The organism is Mesorhizobium sp. U510 (genome assembly GCF_059180695.1).
The window spans coordinates 5077146-5095517 of the sequence record NZ_CP180532.1 but is presented as its reverse complement, the minus strand read 5'-3'; the positions used below and the strand labels follow the sequence as shown (position 1 = coordinate 5095517).

The window sequence follows — 18372 nt, the reverse complement described above, 5'->3', positions numbered from 1 at the left end:
CCGGATTTGTGCCGGAACGGGGTTAAATCTTGATGACCACGCTCAGCGCTTGAACTCGATGATGTCGAGCTTCGATTCGTAGTAGGGCGCGGGAAGTTCGACGCGCCATTCGCTGGCACCGGTGCGGAAGGCATAGCCGACCTGGTCGGTTTGCGGACCGCTGCCATAAGGTTTTGCCCGATCGTTGTTGACGGAGCCGGAGCCGAGATAGATGGCGCGCTTCTCGCCATCGTCGAAAAAGCGGCCCTGGGTTCGCTGCGAGCCGCTGATCTTTTCCAGCCGCCAGCCGGAACCGTCGTCGGTCACCTTGCACTTGAACCAGCCATAGATGACGAGCGGGCTCAAACCGCCTGCCTTGATGGTGCGGCACTTCCAGTTGCCGGTCAGGTCCTTGTCGGAGAACGACACCAGCGGCTTGGCCAGCAAGGCATCGAGTTGTTTGACCTCGGCCGGGCTGCCCGCTTTCGCCTCGGCGAGCGCCGCCTTGCGCGTCTCGCCATATTTGTCGAGGCGGACCTTGTCGGAGGGCGTGATCAGCTTCTGTACCTGGCCGTCGGCAAGGGCGGGCAGGGTGCAGCAGAGCAGGCCGATGGCGGCAAAAAGGGGACGAAGGATCATCTGGAACTCCCTGAGTCTCTAAAATGGCACTCGATAAAAATGGCAGTTGATGTCTGGAGCGGCGCCGTTGCCGGCCGATGACTGACCTTATCGAGTCGCTCGCGCCTGTCATCCGTGCTTAACAGCGTCGCCGTCAAAAATCATGGTGCGACGCATGCGAATCTTGCTCACGGGATCGTCGGGTTGGCTGGGCAGCGCGCTGGCGCCGCGCCTGCGCGCGCTTGGTCATGAGGTGATTGGCCTCGATCCTGTTCCTTCGGTGGAAACGCAGGTGATCGGCTCGATCGCCGATCGCGATCTGGTCATGCGGGCGGTCGGGGATAATCGAATCGAAGCCATCATTCACAGCGGCGCGCTGCACAAGCCCAATATAGAGAGCCGCGCCAACAGCGATTTCGTCGCCACCAACGTGCAGGGCACGCTGAACCTTCTCGACGCCGCGGTGGCGAGCGGCGCGCAGCGCTTCGTCTTCACCTCGACCACCTCGCTGATGATCTCGCAGGCGATACGCGACGGCTTCAAGGGCGGTGCGCGCAAGGCCGCCTGGCTGACCGAGGCGATGTCGCCCGAGCCGCGCAACATTTATGGTGTCACCAAGCTTTCAGCCGAACATCTCTGCCGCCTCTATCATCTGCAGCATGGCCTGCCGGTGGTCGTGCTGCGCACGGCTCGTTTCTTTCCCGAAGCTGACGACATGGCGCATGCGATCGAACAATCAGATGCCAACACCAAGGCGAACGAATTGCTGTTCCGCCGGCTGACAGTGGAAGACGCGGCGGAAGCCCATGTCGCGGCATTGGAGAAAGCGCCGCAGCTTGGCTTCGACATTTTTATCGTCTGTGCGCCGACGCCGTTCCGGCCCGACCATTGCGCCGAACTGATCGCCGATGCGCCGTCGGTGGTCGCGCGCTATTTCCCGGACTTTCCGGCGCTCTACGCGCAAAAAGGCTGGACGATGTTTTCCTCCATCGACCGCGTCTATGATGCCTCGCGGTTGCGGGAGAGGCTCGGCTTTGTCTGTAAGACGAGCTTTGCCGATGTGCTGGCGGCGCTAAGGGCGGAGAATGGGCCAGGCTAGCGCAATCGCGATCAGGCGACCTTCGCTGCCTGCGCCATTTCGACCGTCAGGTCGCCATAACCGGTCGCGCGCCGCTCATAGGCAAGGCCGAGCAGGGCGGCGGCCTTTTCCGCAACCTTGTCGAGTTCCGGGTCGTCGGTCTGGGCCAGGTAGACCAGCTTTTCGTAATTGCCGAAATAGTCCTTGATCAGTTCCGGGTGCTTGTCGAGGCCGAGCGGCTTCATGAAGAAGGCATCGAACTGACGGCACAGGAAATCCGTCATGTAGAAGGACATCATGTCGTCGTCGGCGACCTTCCCGTAGGCTTCGATGCCTTGATAGAAGGCGAAGCAGTGCGGGCCGGCCATGCGCTCGACGCCATGCTTCTCGATGACGCGGTCGAGCAGGCCACCGGTGCCACAATCGGCATAGCCGACGAAGATGTGCTCGTACCCTTGCGTCTTGGCCTTCTCGATCGCTCTGTCCATGGCGGGTGCGATGCGGTCGGGATAAAAATGAAACTCGGCCGGCAGGCAGGTCAGTTCCAGGTGATCCAGCCCGAGCTGTTCCTTGACGGCTAATACCTCACGCGCAATCATCCCACAGGCGATGACAAGCAACCTGTCTGTTTGATTCGGTTTCGTTTTTTGCGTCTTGACCAAGTCGATCAGGCTTTCGCTGCCGGGCTAATTTATCTGTCGAGGGAGACACCACCCATGAAACTGCTACGCATCGCGCCGATAGCCATCCTTGCCTGCGCACTTGCACTCACCGCCTGCGCCAACACCATTCGGGGTGTCGGCAAGGATGTCAAATCGACGGCGAGAGCAGTCAAAGACACTGTCGCCAACTGATCGGCTGCCTCGTCTATCATCTGGGAACAAAAAAGCCGCGCTGCAAGGCGCGGCTTTTCATGTCGGTCATCCTGATGCCTTGGGTCAGGCCGAAGCGCGGACATTGTGCTTGCGCTTCATGAAGTCCTTGGCGGTCTCGACGGCTACCGCGGCATCGCGACAATAGGCGTCGGCGCCGACGGCCTTGCCGAATTCCTCGTTGAGCGGCGCGCCGCCGACCAGCACGACGTAGTCGTCGCGGATGCCCTTTTCCTTCATCGTGTCGATGACGACCTTCATGTAGGGCATGGTGGTGGTCAAAAGCGCCGACATTCCGATGATGTCGGGCTGATGCTGCTCGATCGCATCGAGATATTTCTCGACCGCATTGTTGATGCCGAGGTCGATGACGTCGAAGCCTGCGCCTTCCATCATCATGCCGACGAGGTTCTTGCCGATGTCATGGATGTCGCCCTTGACGGTGCCGATCACCATCTTGCCCTGCTTCGGCGCTCCGGTGGCGGCGAGCAGCGGGCGCAGGATGAACATGCCGGCCTTCATGGCGTTGGCGGACAACAGCACTTCGGGAACGAACAGGATGCCGTCGCGAAAATCCTCGCCGACGATGCGCATGCCTTCGACCAGCGCCTCGGTGAGCACCTTGTAGGGTACCCAGCCGCGCTCCAGCAGGATGCGCGTGCCTTCCTCGATCTCTTCCTTCAACCCGTCATAGAGATCGTCGTGCATCTGCTGCACCAACTCGTCGTCGGAAAGTTCAGAAAGGATGATCTCGTCGTCGGACATTTTTATCCAGCTCCTCACGGCATCGCGACTGTGTCGCAAGGCACAAAATATTAGCGTTCATACCTAACCCGCAACGGGCGGCTATCCATAGCTGATTTGCGACTTCCCGCAAAAGGAAAGCGACTGGAAAATCTATTGGTTTTCTTGTCGATTTTGCGACAGGCGTTGGCGCGGACGGGCCGTTTCGAATAGGGTGCATGGCTACGATCCGGCGAAAGCCGCGCCATGCGGCCACAACGGCTACGGACCAGCCATCGTCAGGCCAGGCCATATTCAGGGAAGAGCGATCATGAGCGAACACGCGGCAGTCGACCAGGAAGCGTCAAACGCGCGGCGTGGGCGAGGCGCGAGCGGCGGAGCGGCGGCAAGGCGCGCCGCGCGTTCTGGCGGCGGACCCGGTACCCAACTCACCTACATCAAGCGCAAGATCAACATCTATGAGGTGCTCGACGAGGAAGGCCTCGCCCTGATCGAGAAAAACACCGACACGGTGCTCGAAGAGATCGGTATCATTTTTCGCGACGACGCCGAAGCGCTGCAGCTTTGGAAAGAGGCCGGCGCCGACGTCAAGGGCGAGCGCGTGCATTTCCCGAAGGGTCTTTGCCGTTCGCTGCTGAAGACCGCGCCGTCCGTCTATACCCAGCATGCCCGCAATTCCGAGCGCTCGGTGCAGATCGGCGGCAATGCTACTGTCTTTGCGCCGGTCTATGGCCCGCCCTTCGTGCGCGACCTTAACGGTGTCAGGCGCTACGCGACGATCGAGGATTTCCGGAATTTCGTGAAGCTCGCCTATATGGCACCGTCGATCCACCATTCGGGCGGCACGGTGTGCGAGCCGGTCGACGTGCCGGTCAACAAGCGCCACCTCGACATGATCTATTCGCACATAAAATACTCGGACAAGCCGTTCATGGGCTCCGTGACCGCGCCGGAACGCGCCGAAGACACCGTTGCCATGGCCAAGCTCGTGTTCGGCGACGATTTCGTCGAGAACAACACGGTGATGACCAGCCTGATCAACGCCAACTCGCCGATGGTGTTCGACGAAACCATGCTGGGCGCGCTGAAGGTTTATTCGCGCCACAACCAGGCCTGTATCGTCACGCCGTTCATCCTTGCCGGCGCGATGAGCCCGGTGACGGTCGCAGGCACGCTGACGCAGGTTCTGGCCGAAGTGCTGGCCGGCGCATCGTTCACGCAGCTCATCCGGCCTGGCGCGCCGGTGCTGTTCGGCACCTTTGCCTCGTCGATCTCGATGCAGTCGGGCGCGCCGACCTTCGGCACGCCGGAGCCGTCGCTGGTGTCTTATGGCGCTGCCCAGCTCGCACGCCGCCTCGGACTGCCGTTCCGCACCGGCGGTTCGCTCTGCGCGTCCAAGGTTCCGGATGCGCAGGCGGCCTATGAAAGCGCCAACACGCTGAACTCGACGATCCTCGCCGGCACCAACTTCGTCCTCCACTCGGCCGGCTGGCTCGAGGGCGGGCTGGCGTCCTGCTACGAAAAATTCATGATGGACATCGATCAGCTCGGCATGCAGCAGAAATTCTCCGAAGGCGTCGACCTGTCGGAGAACGGCCAGGCGATGGACGCGATCCGCCAGGTCGGCCCGGGCAGCCACTATCTCGGCTGCGACCACACCCAGGCCAATTTCCAGACGGCCTTCTACCGCTCCAGCATCGCCGACAACAATTCCTACGAACAGTGGCTGGCCGAAGGCGAGAAGACCGCGCCGCAGCGCGCCAATGAGCTCGCCCGCCGCTGGCTGGAAAGCTACGAGGCGCCGCATCTCGATGCGAGCATCGACGAAGCCCTGAAGGAATTCATCGCCAAGAAGAAGGGGTCGATGCCCGACGCCTTCACTTGAAAGGAGCCCGAGTCAGGCGGGGCTAAAGTCGCCAACATCATCCACAAGGAAGTCTGGCGGAGCGCCTTCTCCGACCCGGACGAGAAGGGATGATTCTGTGCGCGGCATGATCGAAGAGATCACGGCCGCGCTCGGCGCCAATGGCCTCATCCTGCGTGGCGGCTTTGTTTTCTCTGACGGCGAGGACGCCCCTCACGGCGCCTCGGGCGCGCCGGCGAAATCCGTGCTGCTGGTGGGGCAGGCGGGTGCTACACCCTGGCCGCATTTCCTGCGCTGGCGCGAACAGCAGCCGTCGACAATCGCCAATCCGCTCGACAGCTGGTCGCGGCAGGTCATTGGCGATGTGGCGGAGGCATTTGGCGCGCGCTCTGTTTCTCCCTCCGACAAGCCCTATCTGCCGTTCCAGCAATGGGCTGTTCGGGCAGAGGGGCTAAAACCGTCGCCGCTCGGCATCCTCATGCATCCGCAATACGGGCTTTGGCATGCCTATCGCGGCGCGTTGCTTTTCGAGGACGAGATCGCGCTTTCGGAGCAGGGCGAGGCAATTCATCTTTGCGACGCGTGTGTCGCGAAACCCTGTCTGAAATCCTGTCCGGTCGATGCCTATGCCACGGAAGGCTTCGCCTACCGGGCCTGCCTGGCGCATGTGCGGGGAGGGAATGGCGTACCGTGCCGGAGCGGCGGCTGCCTCGACCGCAACGCTTGTCCCTATGGCACGGAATATCGCTATCCGTCTGATATCCAGGCCTTCCATATGGCGGCATTCGCCGGCCTGTGATCGTCACGCGATGCTGCACGAAATGTTGACGGATACTTCTAGGGAATGCCTTGCCGTGGAAGGTCGCGTGGATATGTATCGCGCATCTGACAAATGGAGCAGGCAATGACGAAGCATGACCTCAGGATCAAGACCCGTGACGGGGTGGCGAAGGCGGGCCTGTTCCGCTCGGCCAAGACGTCCCCTGCCAAGGCCGGCGTCATTCTCTACCAGGATGCCTTCGGCCCGCGTCCGGCGCTCGACGGCATGGCCGAGCGGCTGGCGGGCGAAGGCTATGCGGTGCTGGTGCCGGACCTGTTCCATCGCAATGCGCCCTATGGTCCGTTCGACGCCAAGACCGCCTTCACCGAGGAAGACAGCAAGGCAGCGCTGATGGCGCTGGTCGCTGGCACGACACAGCAGATGACCATCAGCGACGGCGAGGCCTTTCTCGATGCGCTCGCCGGCGAAGGCATCACGGGTCCGATCGGGACCGTCGGTTATTGCATGGGCGGCGCACGGGCGCTCAACGCGGCCGCGGCCTACCCGGACAGGATCAGGGCCGCCGCCAGTTTCCATGGCGGCAATCTCGCCAGCGATGCCGCCGACAGCCCGCACCGCAAGGCGGCATCCATCAAGGCGAGGGTCTATGTCGGCATGGCCGGCGTCGACCGGAGTTTCCCACCGGAGCAGTCGACACGGCTGGAGGAGGCGCTGCGCAATGCCGAAGTCGACCACGCCATCGAGAACTATGTCGGCATGGCGCATGGCTGGTGCGTGCCCGACCACAGCGTCTACAACGAAGCCGGCGCCGAACGGCATTGGCGAAGGCTGATCACGCTGTTTGCCGAAACACTCGGGTGAAGCTTCCGCCTGCCTGGCACCTTTTCCCGGTAGAACGGGGAGGAGGAAGAGGCGGTGCGTAAAAAATCTTTGCATCACCCCAAGGATTAGCCATTAGCCTTCGTCCAACAGGCAAATGATGGCGATGATGCTGGATGAGAGCGAAGCCTCCGACGCCGAACTGATCGGGCGGGCGAAGGGCGGAGACAGGGGTGCCTTCGGCAAATTGCTGGAGCGCCACTACGACTTCGTCTATCGCGCCGCCTATCGCTGGTGCGGCAAGAAGGCGGATGCCGAAGACATCGCCCAGGAAGTCTGCGTCCGGCTCGGCAAGGCGATCCGCGACTATCGCGGCGGCGGCGCCTTCACGACATGGCTCTATTCCGTGACGATGAATGCGGCGCGCGACATGATGCGCAAGACCGCGCGCGAGACCGTGAAGACCGAGGCCTATGGCGTCCATGCGCTGATTTCGGGCGAGGCCCCGGCCGAGAGCGAGGATCCGGCCGAGGCGCTGTGGACCGCGGTGCGGCAGCTTCCGGACAAGCAGCGCGACGCCGTACTGCTGGTCTATGGCGAGGGCTTGAGCCATGCGGCCGCCGCCGAGGCGATGGCGATCTCGGAGACGACGGTTTCCTGGCACATCCATGAAGCGAAGAAACGGCTGAAGGCGCTGATGCGTTCAGCCGGGGAAGTGTGACCATGGTCGACGACAACGAACTCAACAGACTGCGCGATATCGCGGCACCGGCGCCGGGTGAGAGCGCGAAGGCGCGCGCCTTCGAAGCCGCCCTGCGTGCCTATGATGAGGAAAATATTTCTGCCGTCACCCAAGGATCGGTCGGCGGCCTTCGTCTCACAGAGCGAGCACAAAAGCTCTGGAGCGAGATCATGCAAAAGAAACTCATCGCCACGCCGGCTCTTGCCGGGCTCGTCGCCCTGCCGATCGCCGGATACGCCACCTTCCATCTGCTGAGGGAACAGCCGGCCAAATTCGGCGGCGACGAAAAGATCACCGAGACGCTGGCCGACAAGCCGGCGACGTTGAAGCCGGCCGAGCCGAAGCAGGCTCCAACCGAACTGGCGAAGGACAAGAAGGCCGACGCGGATGTCGAAAGCCGCGACGCGACCGGCGTGCTTGTGGCGCCGGCGTCGCCGCCGAAATCCGAAGCCGCCCAGGCCGGCGGCACAGCTCAGCAGACTGCCAATGAACGCGCGGTGGTGGCCGAGCCGGCACCACCGGCGCCAACGGGTGAATTCGCGCTGAATAGCGCCGCGCCGAGCACGTCGCGGCTCGCCCGCGCGCCGGCTGCCGAGTCCAAGCTGATGGCGCCGCAGCCGACCATCGCGCCGGCGGATCAGATCGCGCCGCAGGAGGAAAACCGCAACCGCGTCCAGGATTTCAAGACCAATCCGGTGCATGCGGCGCTGGAAGATCCGGTCTCGACGTTCTCGATCGATGTCGACACGGCCTCCTATTCCTTCGTGCGCCGCTCGCTGAAGGAAGGTGCGGTGCCGCAGGCCGACACGGTCCGTGTCGAGGAGATGATCAACTACTTCCCCTATGACTGGAAGGGACCGGATTCGGCGTCGACGCCGTTCAACTCGACCGTCAGCGTCATGCCGACGCCGTGGAACGGGCACACCAAGCTGATGCATGTCGCCATCAAGGGCTTCGACATCAAGCCGACCGAACAGCCCAAGGCCAATCTGGTCTTCCTGATCGACGTTTCGGGCTCGATGGACGAGCCGGACAAGCTGCCGCTGCTCAAGTCGGCATTCCGGCTGCTGGTCAGCAAGCTCAGGGCCGACGACACGATCTCGATCGTCACCTATGCCGGTGAAGCCGGCACCGTGCTGATGCCGACCAGGGCTGCCGAGAAGGACAAGATCCTCAATGCCATCGACAATCTGCAGCCGGGCGGTTCGACGGCCGGTGAGGCCGGCATCAAAGAAGCCTACAAGCTTGCCCAGCAATCCTTCGTCAAGGACGGCGTCAACCGGGTGATGCTGGCCACCGATGGCGACTTCAATGTCGGACAGAGCGACGATGATGATCTCAAGCGCCTGATCGAGCAGGAGCGCAAGAGCGGTGTCTTCCTGTCGGTGTTCGGCTTCGGACACGACAATCTGAACGACCAGATGATGCAGACCATAGCCCAGAACGGCAACGGCACCGCCGCCTATATCGACACGCTGGCCGAGGCGGAAAAGGTGCTGGTCGAGGATGCCTCCTCGACGCTGTTCCCGATCGCCAAGGACGTGAAGATCCAGGTCGAGTTCAACCCCAACAAGGTCTCGGAATACCGCCTGATCGGCTACGAGACCCGGGCGCTCAACCGCGAGGACTTCAACAATGACCGCGTCGATGCCGGCGATATCGGCTCGGGCCATTCGGTCACCGCGATCTACGAGATCACGCCGAAGGGCAGCGGCGGCGATCAGATCGATCCGCTGCGCTATGGCCAGGCCACGGTCAACAATGGCGGCGTCGCCAATGCGGACGAATATGCCTTCGTCAAGATCCGCTACAAGCTGCCGAACGAGGATGTCTCGAAGCTGATCACCACGCCGGTGACCTCGGCCAACGAGGTGGCGTCCTTCGACCAGGCCAGCACCGACCAGCGATTCTCCGTCGCGGTGGCTGCCTTCGGCCAGAAGCTGCGCGACGAGGATGCGACCGCGAAGTTCGGCTACGACAAGATCATGGAGATTGCCACTGCCGCCCGAGGAGCCGACCCGTTTGGATACAGGTCCGAGTTCCTCTCGCTTGTGCGCCTTGCCTCGGCGCTGGGCGGTAACCGGTAGTGGCGATGACGGCCGGTTTCCTTCGGATGGGATCGTTCTGACAGGGGAAACCGGCCCACGGGCGGGTGAGGCAGGCCGGCGAGGGGTCATTCCCTTGCCGGCCTTTTTTTGGATCCGTCGATGTTCAGGTGAGGCCGGCCTGCAAACGATGGTTTCCTGCGCTTCCGGTGCTCACGTACCCAAAAGTACGCTCCGCTCCGGTTCTCGGAACCCATCGTTTTCGACTCGGCCTGACCTGAATCTCAACGGATCCTGGCGCAAGCGTTAACCGGCATGATCGTTAAATTGCGCGAGATTTCCGGTACCGGATCGCAATTTCCTGTTGCTACACCGGACTTGTTTACAGGGCTTGAGGGAGCCGGAATTGCAGATCAGGACTATCGCCAACTCGCCGCCGCCGGTGCGGGACGCTTCGACGGTTTCATCAGCCCCATCGGCCGAATCCAGACGCATCAGCGACGATGTCGCGCAGGCGCGTCACACCGCCATGTCGGCGCTGACCAACGACCGCTTCCGCGCCATGCTGGAACAGATCACCGATCCGGCTTCTTCCGGCGCGCTGATGACGATGCGCGGCGACAATGTGGTCGACTTCAAGTCGGCGCAGTCGAGCTACGCCGACAACAGCGAATAATCGAAATCCTCAGGCCCGGCTGCGGCGACGCTCGCGGCGGGCTTCGCTGGTTTCGGCGGTGTTTTCCGTCGCCACCTTGTTGCGCATCGGACCGATGCGCTCGACGATCGTCTCAACCGTCGGACGACCCGCCTTGGTGTGGGCGTCGAGCGCCTTGCGCATGGCGGCGAGGTGCTGGAACGAAGTGCCGCAGCAGCCGCCGACAATCTTGGCGCCGGCATCGACGGCGAGGCGAACATAGTCGGCCATCAGTTCCGGCGTGCCGGAATAATGGATCTCAGTACCGCGGAATTCCGGAATGCCGCAATTGCCCTTGACGATCACCGTCGCCTGCGGCTTCGCCTCGGTCATGTCGAGGAGCGAGGCCAGGATGTCTGAAGCGCCGACGCCGCAATTGGCGCCAACGCCGAGCGGTGCTTCGGACAGCCCGTCAACGACACCATGGATGTCTTTCGGCAGCAGGCCCATCATGGTGCGGCCGGCTGTGTCGAAGGAGCCGGTATAGGTGTAGGGGAGGCCGACGCGGATGGCGGCTTCGGCGGCGGCGCGGATCTCGTCGGGCGCCGACATCGTCTCGATCCAGGCGACTTCGGCGCCGCCTTGCTTGAGGCCCTCGATCTGCTCGGCAAAGGCGTCGACAGCTTCGTCATAGGTCATGGCGCCAAGCGGCACCAGCAATTCGCCGGTCGGGCCGACGGAGCCGGCAACGATCACCTTGCGGCCGGCCTTGTCGGCGACGGCGCGGGCAATCTCGGCGGCGCGCTTGTTGAGCGCTTGCACGCGATCCTGCGCATGGTGGAGCTTCAGCCGGTGGCGGGTGCCGCCGAAGGAATTGGTCAGGATGATGTCCGCGCCGGCATCGACGAAATTCTGGTGCAGGCTGGTGATGGTGTCGGGCGCTGTCTCGTTCAGCAATTCCGGCGCCTCGCCGGCCTCCAGGCCCATCGCGAACAAATTGGTGCCGGTGGCGCCATCGGCCAGCAGCACGCCCTTTTCAGCCAGCAGGGCATCGATCGGATTGGTGGTGGTCATCGGATTGGCTTTCGTGTTTCAAATTCGAATAAGGATATAAAGAAGTCTTTATGTCTAGTCAATGATTTGTGGCGGCCTCGGCAATGCGAATGGCGTGGCCCTCGACCATGTCGGGGTCCAGCAATCGAATGACCATGATTGCCGTCGATCAGACAGAGCCTGACGAGAACGACATGCCGGCCAGATTGCGGGCGAAGGCGGCGGCCTCGTGCGGATTGACGTCGGCGGCGCGGATCAGATTGTCGAAATGCTGGGTCAGCGCCTGGACCGGCTGGGTGGCGTTCAGCACGACATACATGTCGCCGACATAGATGGCGGCGCGATAGGGGCCGAAGATGGTGAGCGGGATCGAATAGCGCATGCGGCCGTCATAGAGAAACAGCCGGAAGGTCGGGTAGAGATCTTCGAGCAATGTCGCCATATGGGCGAGCTGCTGCCGGCGGTCGGCCTCGGGAAAACGATCCCACACACCGAGGCCGCGCGCGAAAATCTCCAGCGTGTGGCGCGGCATGCAGACTTCCATGTCGGTTTCCGGGCGTCGGTTGTATTCGATGCGGTATTGCGTCTCGCTGGCCTGTGCCAGGCGGCTCCTGTTGGTGATGTTGGCCTCGTAGTCGACCAGCGCGCGGGTCCGCAGCAGATCGGGAATGCCTGCGGGCACGTAGCGGATCTTGGTGCCGGCTGCCTCGGCGAACCATTTGGCGAGCAGCGTGCGGTCGAAACCGTCGGGCGCCTCCTCGATCTCCAGGCTTTCGCGAATTTCGCCGGTGACGCCTTCGTCCTGGCTGAGGCCGAGCAGCCAGTCCAGCGACACTTTGAATTCGGCGGCGATGTTGAGCAGCGTTTCGGCGCGCGGCAAGCGCGTCGAGGCGCCCGACATCAGCTGCGACAACGCCGAGCGGTCGATGCCGACTGCTGACGCGAAGGCCGACTGATTGAGGTCGGATCGTGTCAGGAGCAGCTTCAGACGCTCCCGGAAAATTGCTGACAGATCGCGTTTGTCCATCGTCCGCTTCTCCGAATCTTGAGGAAAAATTTGCGCCGAAACCGTCCACCGAGGTGCCTCAGGCGTAAATGAATCCCTAAGCGTGTTTACAATGTGTAACATGTGCAGTCAAAAATGCGCAATCGCAACATTTTGTATACTTTGTCGCGTTGAGTGGAATCGCTTCTCCTGACACTATGCTGTCAGGAACCAGTTGGGGTTCCGACGACTGAGGGGCAGTGGTCGATAGCATGACAGGCAAGAGCATCAAGCGACGCAACACACCGGCCATCGAGTGGCCGACTGCGGTTCTCGCTTTCTTCTGTTACGGAACGTGGCTTGCAACCGGTTTCCTGCTCTGGCCTTCCCATCCCATCGTGGCCCTCGCTCTCCTTGGCTTCATTCTCGCACTGCAGTCGTCGATCATGCACGAAGTGCTGCATGGCCATCCGACGCGCAGCGCGCTGATCAACGAGGCCTTCGTCTTCCTGCCGATCGGTCTGGTCTGGCCGTTCCGCCGCTTCAAGACGCTTCACCTGCGCCACCATGCCGACGAGCGGCTGACCGATCCGCTCGACGATCCCGAAAGCTACTATCAGGCGCTGTGGCAGCACGACGATTTGCCGCCGACGATGAAGTTCCTGCTCAAGATCAACAACACCATGGCCGGCCGTTTCTTCCTTGGCCCGTGGCTGTCTTGCATCGGCTTCTTCATCGACGATTTCAAGCAGATGATGGCCGGCGACAAGGCGATCCGCAAGGCTTGGCTGCTGCATGCGATCGGCCTCGCCATCGTGGCGCCGATCGTGCAGTTCGGCTTCGGCATTCCGCTGTGGCTCTACATTCTGGCGCCGGTCTGGCTCGGCCAGTCGCTGATCGCGATCCGCACCTTTGCCGAGCATCAGTGGTCCGAACATCCGGAAGGCCGCACGGTGATCATCGAGCGCTCGCCGCTGTCGTTCCTGTTCCTCAACAACAATCTTCACTTCGTCCATCACAAGACGCCTACGGTGGCCTGGTACAAGCTGCCGAAACTGTTTCGCGAGCGCCGTGACGAGTGGCTGCGGATGAACAATGGCTATGCCTATCCGAACTATTTCGCGCTGATCAAAGCCTATGCCTTCAAGGCGAAGGAGCCGATCGTGCATCCGGTGCTGCGGCGTGCGCCTGAGCACGGCCGGGCGTTCAAGCCGCGCATCCGGGCACGCAACATCAATGGACTCGGCACGGCGCCGGTGCCCGCCGAGCCGCCCAAGGAATAATTCGCGGCATCCCTCGTGTCGGCCAATTCTGATTGGACGCCGCGTTTTTGTGGTCCTTTTTACAGACGTGATGATTTGATATCGGCATGAGCGAACTGGTTGCGGCATTGCCCATGTATGACTGGCCCGAAGTGCGCGGCGAGGTCGACGCGCAATGGGGGCAATTGCGCGATGCCTTCCGGCAAAAGGGCATCGACGCGCCGCAAGCCATCGCGCGCAGCAATGGCGATCTGCCGCCGGTGCCGGGCGGCATCCATGATGCACAAGGGGCGCTGATCGCGCCGGATCCTTCGACATTGCCGCCGGGCGAACTCGATTATCACAAGCTCTGGCTGCATCCGGCGCTGCTGTTCGCGCAGACCTGCTGGGGGCCGATGGAACTCGGTCTGTCCAGCCAGGTGCAAGTGATCGGCCAGCCAAGCTATGACGCCTATGAGGGCGGGCAGGGCGAACTCTATTCCAGCGCGCTGGTGATGCGGACGGGCGAGGGGCCGGAAGCTCGCTCGCCCGCGGACGGCAAGGCCTTGCTGCCGCTCGACCTGTTCCGTGGCAAGCGCTTCACCTTCAACAGCCTGGATTCCATGTCGGGCATGATCGGGCTGACGCGTGATCTGCAGGCGGCCGGCGAAAGCCTCGATATCTTTTCCTCGCGCAGCGAAAGCGGCGGTCATCGCGCTTCGATCGTTACTGTTGCCGAGGGCAGGGCAGATGTCGCAGCAATCGACTGCGAAAGCTGGGCGCTGGCGCAGCGTTTCGAACCGGCGGCACGCAAAGTCGTGATCGTCGGCTGGACGGCACGGCGCAAGGGCTTGCCCTTCATCACGGCCAGGACGAGGCCGGAAAAGATGGTCCGGGCAATGCGCGAAGCCCTCGCTGGGCTAGCCGAGCAGCCTCGCATCCAACGGGTAGGTTGAAAGCTGCTCATTGCCGGTCTCGGTGATCAGGATCTGCTCCTCGATCTTGACGCCTTCGCGCCCGCCAAGCCTGCCGATATAGCTTTCCACGCACAGCACCATGCCGGGTTCGATCACGCCGTCCGGCGTATCCGGCGTCCAGTCGCTGGCATGCGGCAGCGTGGGGTATTCGTCAGCCAGGCCGACGCCGTGGTAGAGCACGCCGTAGCGGGTCGAGAAGCAGTCTCCCGGCGGCACCGCCGAGCGCTCGACAAGGTCGCGAAACGAGATGCCCGGCTGCATCAACTGCGTGTTGTGCTCGATCTGGTCGGCGGCGATGCGGAACAGGTCGCGCTGCTCATTGCTCGGCTTGGCATCGCCGCACAGCCAGGTGCGCGACAGGTCTGCGCAGAAGCCGTATGGGCCGATCAGGTCGGTGTCAAAGGCAACGAGGTCGCCGGCCTCGATGATGCGCGACGAGCACTCCTGGAACCACGGATTGGTGCGCGGGCCGGACGTCAGTAGCCGCGTTTCGATCCATTCGCCGCCGCGCGCAATGTTGCCGCGGTGCAGCTCGGCCCACAGTTCGTTCTCAGAAATGCCGGGCTGCAGAGCCTGTTCCATCTCGCCCATCGCCGCCTCGCAGGCGACAATGGTGCGGCGCATGGCGAGGATTTCGTCCGGTGATTTGATCAGCCGGGCATTCTCCATCACCGCTTCGCCATTGCCGATGGAGATGCCGAGACGGGCGAGTTCCTCGACGCCTTCTGGATTGATGTGATCGACCGCGATGCGGCTGTTGCCGCCGCCATGTTCCCTCACCAGATCGGCAATGCCGGCGGCCCAGCGGCGGACCTTTTGCTCCGTGAGTTCGCCGCTGTAGAGATACATCCACGAGACAGCCGGGCGCACTTCGTCGACGACGCCGGAATGGTCGGACAGATGCTCGCAGGAGAAATAGTCGAACAGCACCACAGGGCCTTCGGTGGCGACGAAGCAATGCCGCGTCGGATTGTGCGCCACCCACAGCTGCATGTTGGTCGAGTCGGTGGCGTAACGGATGTTGACGGGGTCGTAGAGCAGGGCGCCGGCATAGCCGCGCCGCTTCAGCTCGGCGCGGATGCGCTCCAGCCGGTATTTGCGCATCGCCGGAAGATCGGGGGCGGCAATGCCTGCCGCCGCCCATTCTGCTTCAGCCTGCGCGCCATAGCCCAGCACATGCTGGTTGAGCGACGCCGCCTTCTGGCGGGAGCCTTCACGCAATTCCTCGATCGAGCCAGGCTCGAACGGCATGATCTTGCGATGGCGGCCGAAGCCGCCTTTTGGCGCCGCGCCGTCCATGGCTGAACCTCAGGTCCGCATCTTCTCGCCGCTCGGGTCGAAAGGCGCCTCGACATTGATGCGCGCCGGGCGACGGTGTCCGAGGATCTCGATCTCGAACAGGCCGGCACTTTCGTCCTCAGCGAGTGCCGCAGGAACGTAGCCCTGCGCCATCGACTTCTGGACATAGTGGGCATAGCCGCCCGACGTCACCCAGCCGACCACGCGCCAGTCGCCATCGACGATGCCGCGCACGGCGGAAGCGCCTTCGGCAGCCTTGGAGCCGCGCACTTCCTCGCCCTTGTCGTCGAAGCGCGGCGCGCCATAGCCATGCGGCTTTTCCACCGTGCCAAAATCCTTGCTGACCTTGGCCCAGATCGGCTCGTCGCCCATGACGTCGGCATCGGCGGCGTCGACGATGAAGGAGACGCGGCGCAGTTTCGGGCCTTCCGCCTGTTCCTTGGCAGCGGCTTCGCGGCCGATGAAATCGTTCTTCTCGAGCTTGATGAAGCGGTCCATCGAGCCTTCGAATGGTCCGTAGATCGGCCGCAGCTCGCGGAACCAGGTCGGGAAGTTCTTTTCCAGGCGCATCGAGAGCAGGGCGCGCATGCCGAAATCGACCAGGCCGAATTCCTCGCCGGCATCCTTGATCGCCTTATAGACCAGGCGCTGGTAGGCCGGCGCCATCCAGATCTCGTAGCCGAGATCGCCGGTGTAGGTGATGCGGTTGACCATGCAGGGGGCGCCGCCGACCGCCATCTCGCGGAAATCCATGAAGCGGAAGGCTTTGGTCGAGATGTCGACATCGACCAGCTTCTGCAAGAGGTCTCGTGACTTTGGTCCGGCGATCGACAGGCCGACCAGCGTCTGGTCGAAGCGATGGATGCGCACCGAACCGTCTTTCGGCAGGTGCTTCTCGAACCAGCGCATGTGGTATTTCTGCGCGGCCGAAGAGCCCCAGATCATGAAGCGGTCTTCGCCGGCCTTGGCGATGGTGAAGTCGCCGATCAGCTTGCCGAATTCGTTGATCATTGGGGTTAGCACGATGCGGCCGGTCTTCGGCATGCGGTTGGTCATCAGCCGGTTGAGGAACTCTTCCGCGCCCGGCCCCGACACTTCGTATTTGGCGAAGTTGGCGATTTCGGTGACGCCGACGCGCTCGCGCGTGGCGCGCACTTCCTCGCCGATCGGGCCGAAATCGTTGGAGCGGTGGAACGAGACGATATCCCTGGGCTCCTTGCCCTTCGGCGCGAACCAGAGCGGGGTTTCAAGGCCCCACGAGTTGCCCATGACGGCGTTGTTGGCGAGCATGGTGTCGTAGAGTGGGGTCGTCTGCGCCGGGCGTGCGGCCGGCAGTTCCTCATTGGGGAAGCGGATCGAGAAGCGGCGCGAATAGTTTTCGCGCACCTTGGCGTTGGTGTAGCGCAGACCGGCCCATTCGCCGAAGCGGGCGACATCCATGCCCCAGACGTCGAAGCCGGGATCGCCATGCACCATCCAGTTCGACAGAGCGAGGCCGACGCCGCCGCCCTGGCTGAAGCCGGCCATGACGGCGCAGGCGCACCAGAAATTGGTCAGGCCCTGCACCGGACCGACCAGCGGGTTGCCGTCGAGCGCGAAGGTGAAGGGGCCGTTGATGATCTGCTTGATGCCGGCCTTCTCGATGCCGGGGAAGTGCTTGAAGCCGATTTCCAGCGACGGCGCGATGCGGTCGAGATCGGGCGGCAGCAGTTCATGGCCGAAATCCCAGGGTGTGTTGACCGGCGACCATGGCTTGCAGGCTTTCTCATAGGTGCCGAGCAGGATGCCGTTCCGCTCCTGGCGGGTGTAGATCTCACCCTTGAAGTCGAGCACGCCGATCATCTCGCGGCCGGTCGACTTGTTGAACTCCTCGACCTCCGGCATCGGCTCGGTCAGGAGATACATGTGCTCCATGGCCAGCACAGGCAGTTCGACGCCGACCATGCGGCCGATCTCACGCGCCCACAGGCCGCCGCAATTGACGACATGCTCGGCGTGGACCGTGCCCTGTTCGGTGACGACGTTCCAGGTGCCGTCGGGCTGCTGCGTGAGATCGACGACGCGGTTGCGCAGCACGATCTCGGCACCGAGTTTCTTCGCCGCCTTGGAATAGGCGATGGTGGTGCCGGACGGGTCGAGATGGCCTTCGACCGGATCCCACATGGCGCCGACGAAGTTCTTCTCATCCATCAGCGGGAACATCGCCTTGGCTTCGGACGGTGTGATCAGCTCGGTGTCCATGCCGAGATAGCGGCCCTTGGCGTGGGCCAGCCGCAGGAAGTCCATGCGCTCCGGCGTATCGGCCATCATCACGCCGCCGGTCAGGTGCAGCGAGCAGGACTGGCCCGAGATTTCCTCGATCTCCTTGTAGAGCTGCACGGTGTAGGCCTGCAGCTTGGCGACGTTGGGGTCGCCGTTCAGCGTGTGGAAACCGCCGGCCGCGTGCCAGGACGAGCCGGAGGTCAGCTCCGAACGCTCGATCAGCATGATGTCGGTCCAGCCGGCCTTGGCCAAGTGATAGAGCACCGAGCAGCCGACGACACCGCCGCCGATGACAACCGCTTTTACATGGGATTTCATGAAGATAGGTCCGTTTTTGCGTAAATTGAATCAGAGGTTTCGGTCGCTGGCGGTCACGACG

General features: G+C 62.8%; 17 protein-coding genes. 10 read left to right on the top strand and 7 right to left on the bottom strand.

Annotated elements, in window-relative coordinates:
* Positions 1–42: 42 nt before the first annotated feature.
* Entirely contained in the window at positions 43–618 is a 576-nt protein-coding gene (locus tag ACLGL5_RS26500; protein ID WP_069092378.1) for a DUF4893 domain-containing protein, read from the bottom strand.
* A 154-nt stretch (positions 619–772) separates the two neighbouring features.
* On the opposite strand from ACLGL5_RS26500, the gene ACLGL5_RS26495 reads away from it, so the two are divergent.
* On the top strand, positions 773–1696 hold the full coding sequence (locus ACLGL5_RS26495) for an NAD-dependent epimerase/dehydratase family protein (protein ID WP_069093442.1): 924 nt from the start codon (positions 773–775) through the stop codon (positions 1694–1696).
* 11 nt (positions 1697–1707) lie between these two features.
* On the opposite strand, the gene ACLGL5_RS26490 is transcribed toward ACLGL5_RS26495, so the two are convergent.
* Complete coding sequence (locus ACLGL5_RS26490) at positions 1708–2337, bottom strand: DUF1638 domain-containing protein (protein ID WP_069092377.1); 630 nt, start codon at positions 2335–2337, stop codon at positions 1708–1710.
* A gap of 54 nt (positions 2338–2391) precedes the next feature.
* On the opposite strand from ACLGL5_RS26490, the gene ACLGL5_RS26485 reads away from it, so the two are divergent.
* The gene (locus tag ACLGL5_RS26485; RefSeq protein WP_019858698.1) at positions 2392–2529 is read left to right on the top strand and encodes an entericidin A/B family lipoprotein; all 138 of its coding nucleotides are present in this window, start codon (positions 2392–2394) and stop codon (positions 2527–2529) included.
* A gap of 84 nt (positions 2530–2613) precedes the next feature.
* Here the strand turns inward: ACLGL5_RS26485 and ACLGL5_RS26480 are convergent, their stop codons facing one another.
* Positions 2614–3312 carry a corrinoid protein gene (locus ACLGL5_RS26480; protein ID WP_027046950.1) on the bottom strand — a complete coding sequence of 233 codons (699 nt, stop codon included), beginning with the start codon at positions 3310–3312 and terminating at the stop codon, positions 2614–2616.
* Between the two features lie 289 nt (positions 3313–3601).
* Between ACLGL5_RS26480 and ACLGL5_RS26475 the strand changes: the two genes are divergently transcribed.
* The 6 genes from ACLGL5_RS26475 (at position 3602) to ACLGL5_RS26450 (ending at position 10218) form a co-directional block, all read left to right on the top strand.
* Complete coding sequence (locus ACLGL5_RS26475; protein ID WP_069092376.1) at positions 3602–5176, top strand: trimethylamine methyltransferase family protein; 1575 nt, start codon at positions 3602–3604, stop codon at positions 5174–5176.
* A gap of 97 nt (positions 5177–5273) precedes the next feature.
* Complete coding sequence (locus ACLGL5_RS26470) at positions 5274–5954, top strand: 4Fe-4S dicluster domain-containing protein (protein WP_069092375.1); 681 nt, start codon at positions 5274–5276, stop codon at positions 5952–5954.
* Between the two features lie 105 nt (positions 5955–6059).
* A complete protein-coding gene (locus ACLGL5_RS26465; protein WP_083246978.1) occupies positions 6060–6797 on the top strand; it encodes a dienelactone hydrolase family protein in 738 nt (245 codons plus the stop codon).
* Between the two features lie 118 nt (positions 6798–6915).
* The gene (locus tag ACLGL5_RS26460) at positions 6916–7476 is read left to right on the top strand and encodes an RNA polymerase sigma factor (protein ID WP_027046948.1); all 561 of its coding nucleotides are present in this window, start codon (positions 6916–6918) and stop codon (positions 7474–7476) included.
* A gap of 2 nt (positions 7477–7478) precedes the next feature.
* Complete coding sequence (locus tag ACLGL5_RS26455; protein ID WP_064984039.1) at positions 7479–9584, top strand: vWA domain-containing protein; 2106 nt, start codon at positions 7479–7481, stop codon at positions 9582–9584.
* 364 nt (positions 9585–9948) lie between these two features.
* Positions 9949–10218 (top strand): hypothetical protein, encoded by a 270-nt coding sequence (locus tag ACLGL5_RS26450; RefSeq protein WP_064984317.1) that lies wholly within the window; start codon positions 9949–9951, stop codon positions 10216–10218.
* Positions 10219–10227: 9 nt separating this feature from the next.
* Here the strand turns inward: ACLGL5_RS26450 and bmt are convergent, their stop codons facing one another.
* Both bmt and ACLGL5_RS26440 read right to left on the bottom strand, forming a co-directional pair.
* Entirely contained in the window at positions 10228–11250 is a 1023-nt protein-coding gene (gene bmt / locus ACLGL5_RS26445; protein WP_019858688.1) for a betaine--homocysteine S-methyltransferase, read from the bottom strand.
* 148 nt (positions 11251–11398) lie between these two features.
* Complete coding sequence (locus ACLGL5_RS26440; RefSeq protein WP_069092373.1) at positions 11399–12256, bottom strand: helix-turn-helix domain-containing protein; 858 nt, start codon at positions 12254–12256, stop codon at positions 11399–11401.
* A gap of 230 nt (positions 12257–12486) precedes the next feature.
* Between ACLGL5_RS26440 and ACLGL5_RS26435 the strand changes: the two genes are divergently transcribed.
* Positions 12487–13497 carry a fatty acid desaturase gene (locus tag ACLGL5_RS26435; RefSeq protein ID WP_064984044.1) on the top strand — a complete coding sequence of 337 codons (1011 nt, stop codon included), beginning with the start codon at positions 12487–12489 and terminating at the stop codon, positions 13495–13497.
* A gap of 86 nt (positions 13498–13583) precedes the next feature.
* Positions 13584–14411: a phosphate/phosphite/phosphonate ABC transporter substrate-binding protein gene (locus ACLGL5_RS26430; RefSeq protein WP_069092372.1), complete on the top strand. Its 828-nt coding sequence runs from the start codon at positions 13584–13586 to the stop codon at positions 14409–14411.
* Here the strand turns inward: ACLGL5_RS26430 and ACLGL5_RS26425 are convergent.
* Both ACLGL5_RS26425 and ACLGL5_RS26420 read right to left on the bottom strand, forming a co-directional pair.
* Entirely contained in the window at positions 14376–15731 is a 1356-nt protein-coding gene (locus tag ACLGL5_RS26425; RefSeq protein WP_069092371.1) for a M24 family metallopeptidase, read from the bottom strand. The two genes, ACLGL5_RS26430 and ACLGL5_RS26425, sit on opposite strands and share 36 nt — an antisense overlap.
* A 9-nt stretch (positions 15732–15740) precedes the next feature.
* Positions 15741–18311 carry a GcvT family protein gene (locus tag ACLGL5_RS26420; RefSeq protein ID WP_494372799.1) on the bottom strand — a complete coding sequence of 857 codons (2571 nt, stop codon included), beginning with the start codon at positions 18309–18311 and terminating at the stop codon, positions 15741–15743.
* Positions 18312–18372: the final 61 nt, after the last annotated feature.

Excerpts from the sequence above, each read along its gene's own strand:
- ACLGL5_RS26420 (WP_494372799.1), bottom strand. The coding sequence starts at position 18,311 with ATGAAATCCCATGTAAAAGCGGTTGTCATCGGCGGCGGTGTCGTCGGC.
- bmt (WP_019858688.1), bottom strand. The coding sequence starts at position 11,250 with ATGACCACCACCAATCCGATCGATGCCCTGCTGGCTGAAAAGGGCGTG.
- ACLGL5_RS26475 (WP_069092376.1), top strand. The coding sequence starts at position 3,602 with ATGAGCGAACACGCGGCAGTCGACCAGGAAGCGTCAAACGCGCGGCGT.
- ACLGL5_RS26465 (WP_083246978.1), top strand. The coding sequence starts at position 6,060 with ATGACGAAGCATGACCTCAGGATCAAGACCCGTGACGGGGTGGCGAAG.
- ACLGL5_RS26500 (WP_069092378.1), bottom strand. The coding sequence starts at position 618 with ATGATCCTTCGTCCCCTTTTTGCCGCCATCGGCCTGCTCTGCTGCACC.
- ACLGL5_RS26455 (WP_064984039.1), top strand. The coding sequence starts at position 7,479 with ATGGTCGACGACAACGAACTCAACAGACTGCGCGATATCGCGGCACCG.
- ACLGL5_RS26440 (WP_069092373.1), bottom strand. The coding sequence starts at position 12,256 with ATGGACAAACGCGATCTGTCAGCAATTTTCCGGGAGCGTCTGAAGCTG.
- ACLGL5_RS26460 (WP_027046948.1), top strand. The coding sequence starts at position 6,916 with ATGGCGATGATGCTGGATGAGAGCGAAGCCTCCGACGCCGAACTGATC.
- ACLGL5_RS26430 (WP_069092372.1), top strand. The coding sequence starts at position 13,584 with ATGAGCGAACTGGTTGCGGCATTGCCCATGTATGACTGGCCCGAAGTG.
- ACLGL5_RS26485 (WP_019858698.1), top strand. The coding sequence starts at position 2,392 with ATGAAACTGCTACGCATCGCGCCGATAGCCATCCTTGCCTGCGCACTT.
- ACLGL5_RS26435 (WP_064984044.1), top strand. The coding sequence starts at position 12,487 with ATGACAGGCAAGAGCATCAAGCGACGCAACACACCGGCCATCGAGTGG.
- ACLGL5_RS26425 (WP_069092371.1), bottom strand. The coding sequence starts at position 15,731 with ATGGACGGCGCGGCGCCAAAAGGCGGCTTCGGCCGCCATCGCAAGATC.
- ACLGL5_RS26480 (WP_027046950.1), bottom strand. The coding sequence starts at position 3,312 with ATGTCCGACGACGAGATCATCCTTTCTGAACTTTCCGACGACGAGTTG.
- ACLGL5_RS26495 (WP_069093442.1), top strand. The coding sequence starts at position 773 with ATGCGAATCTTGCTCACGGGATCGTCGGGTTGGCTGGGCAGCGCGCTG.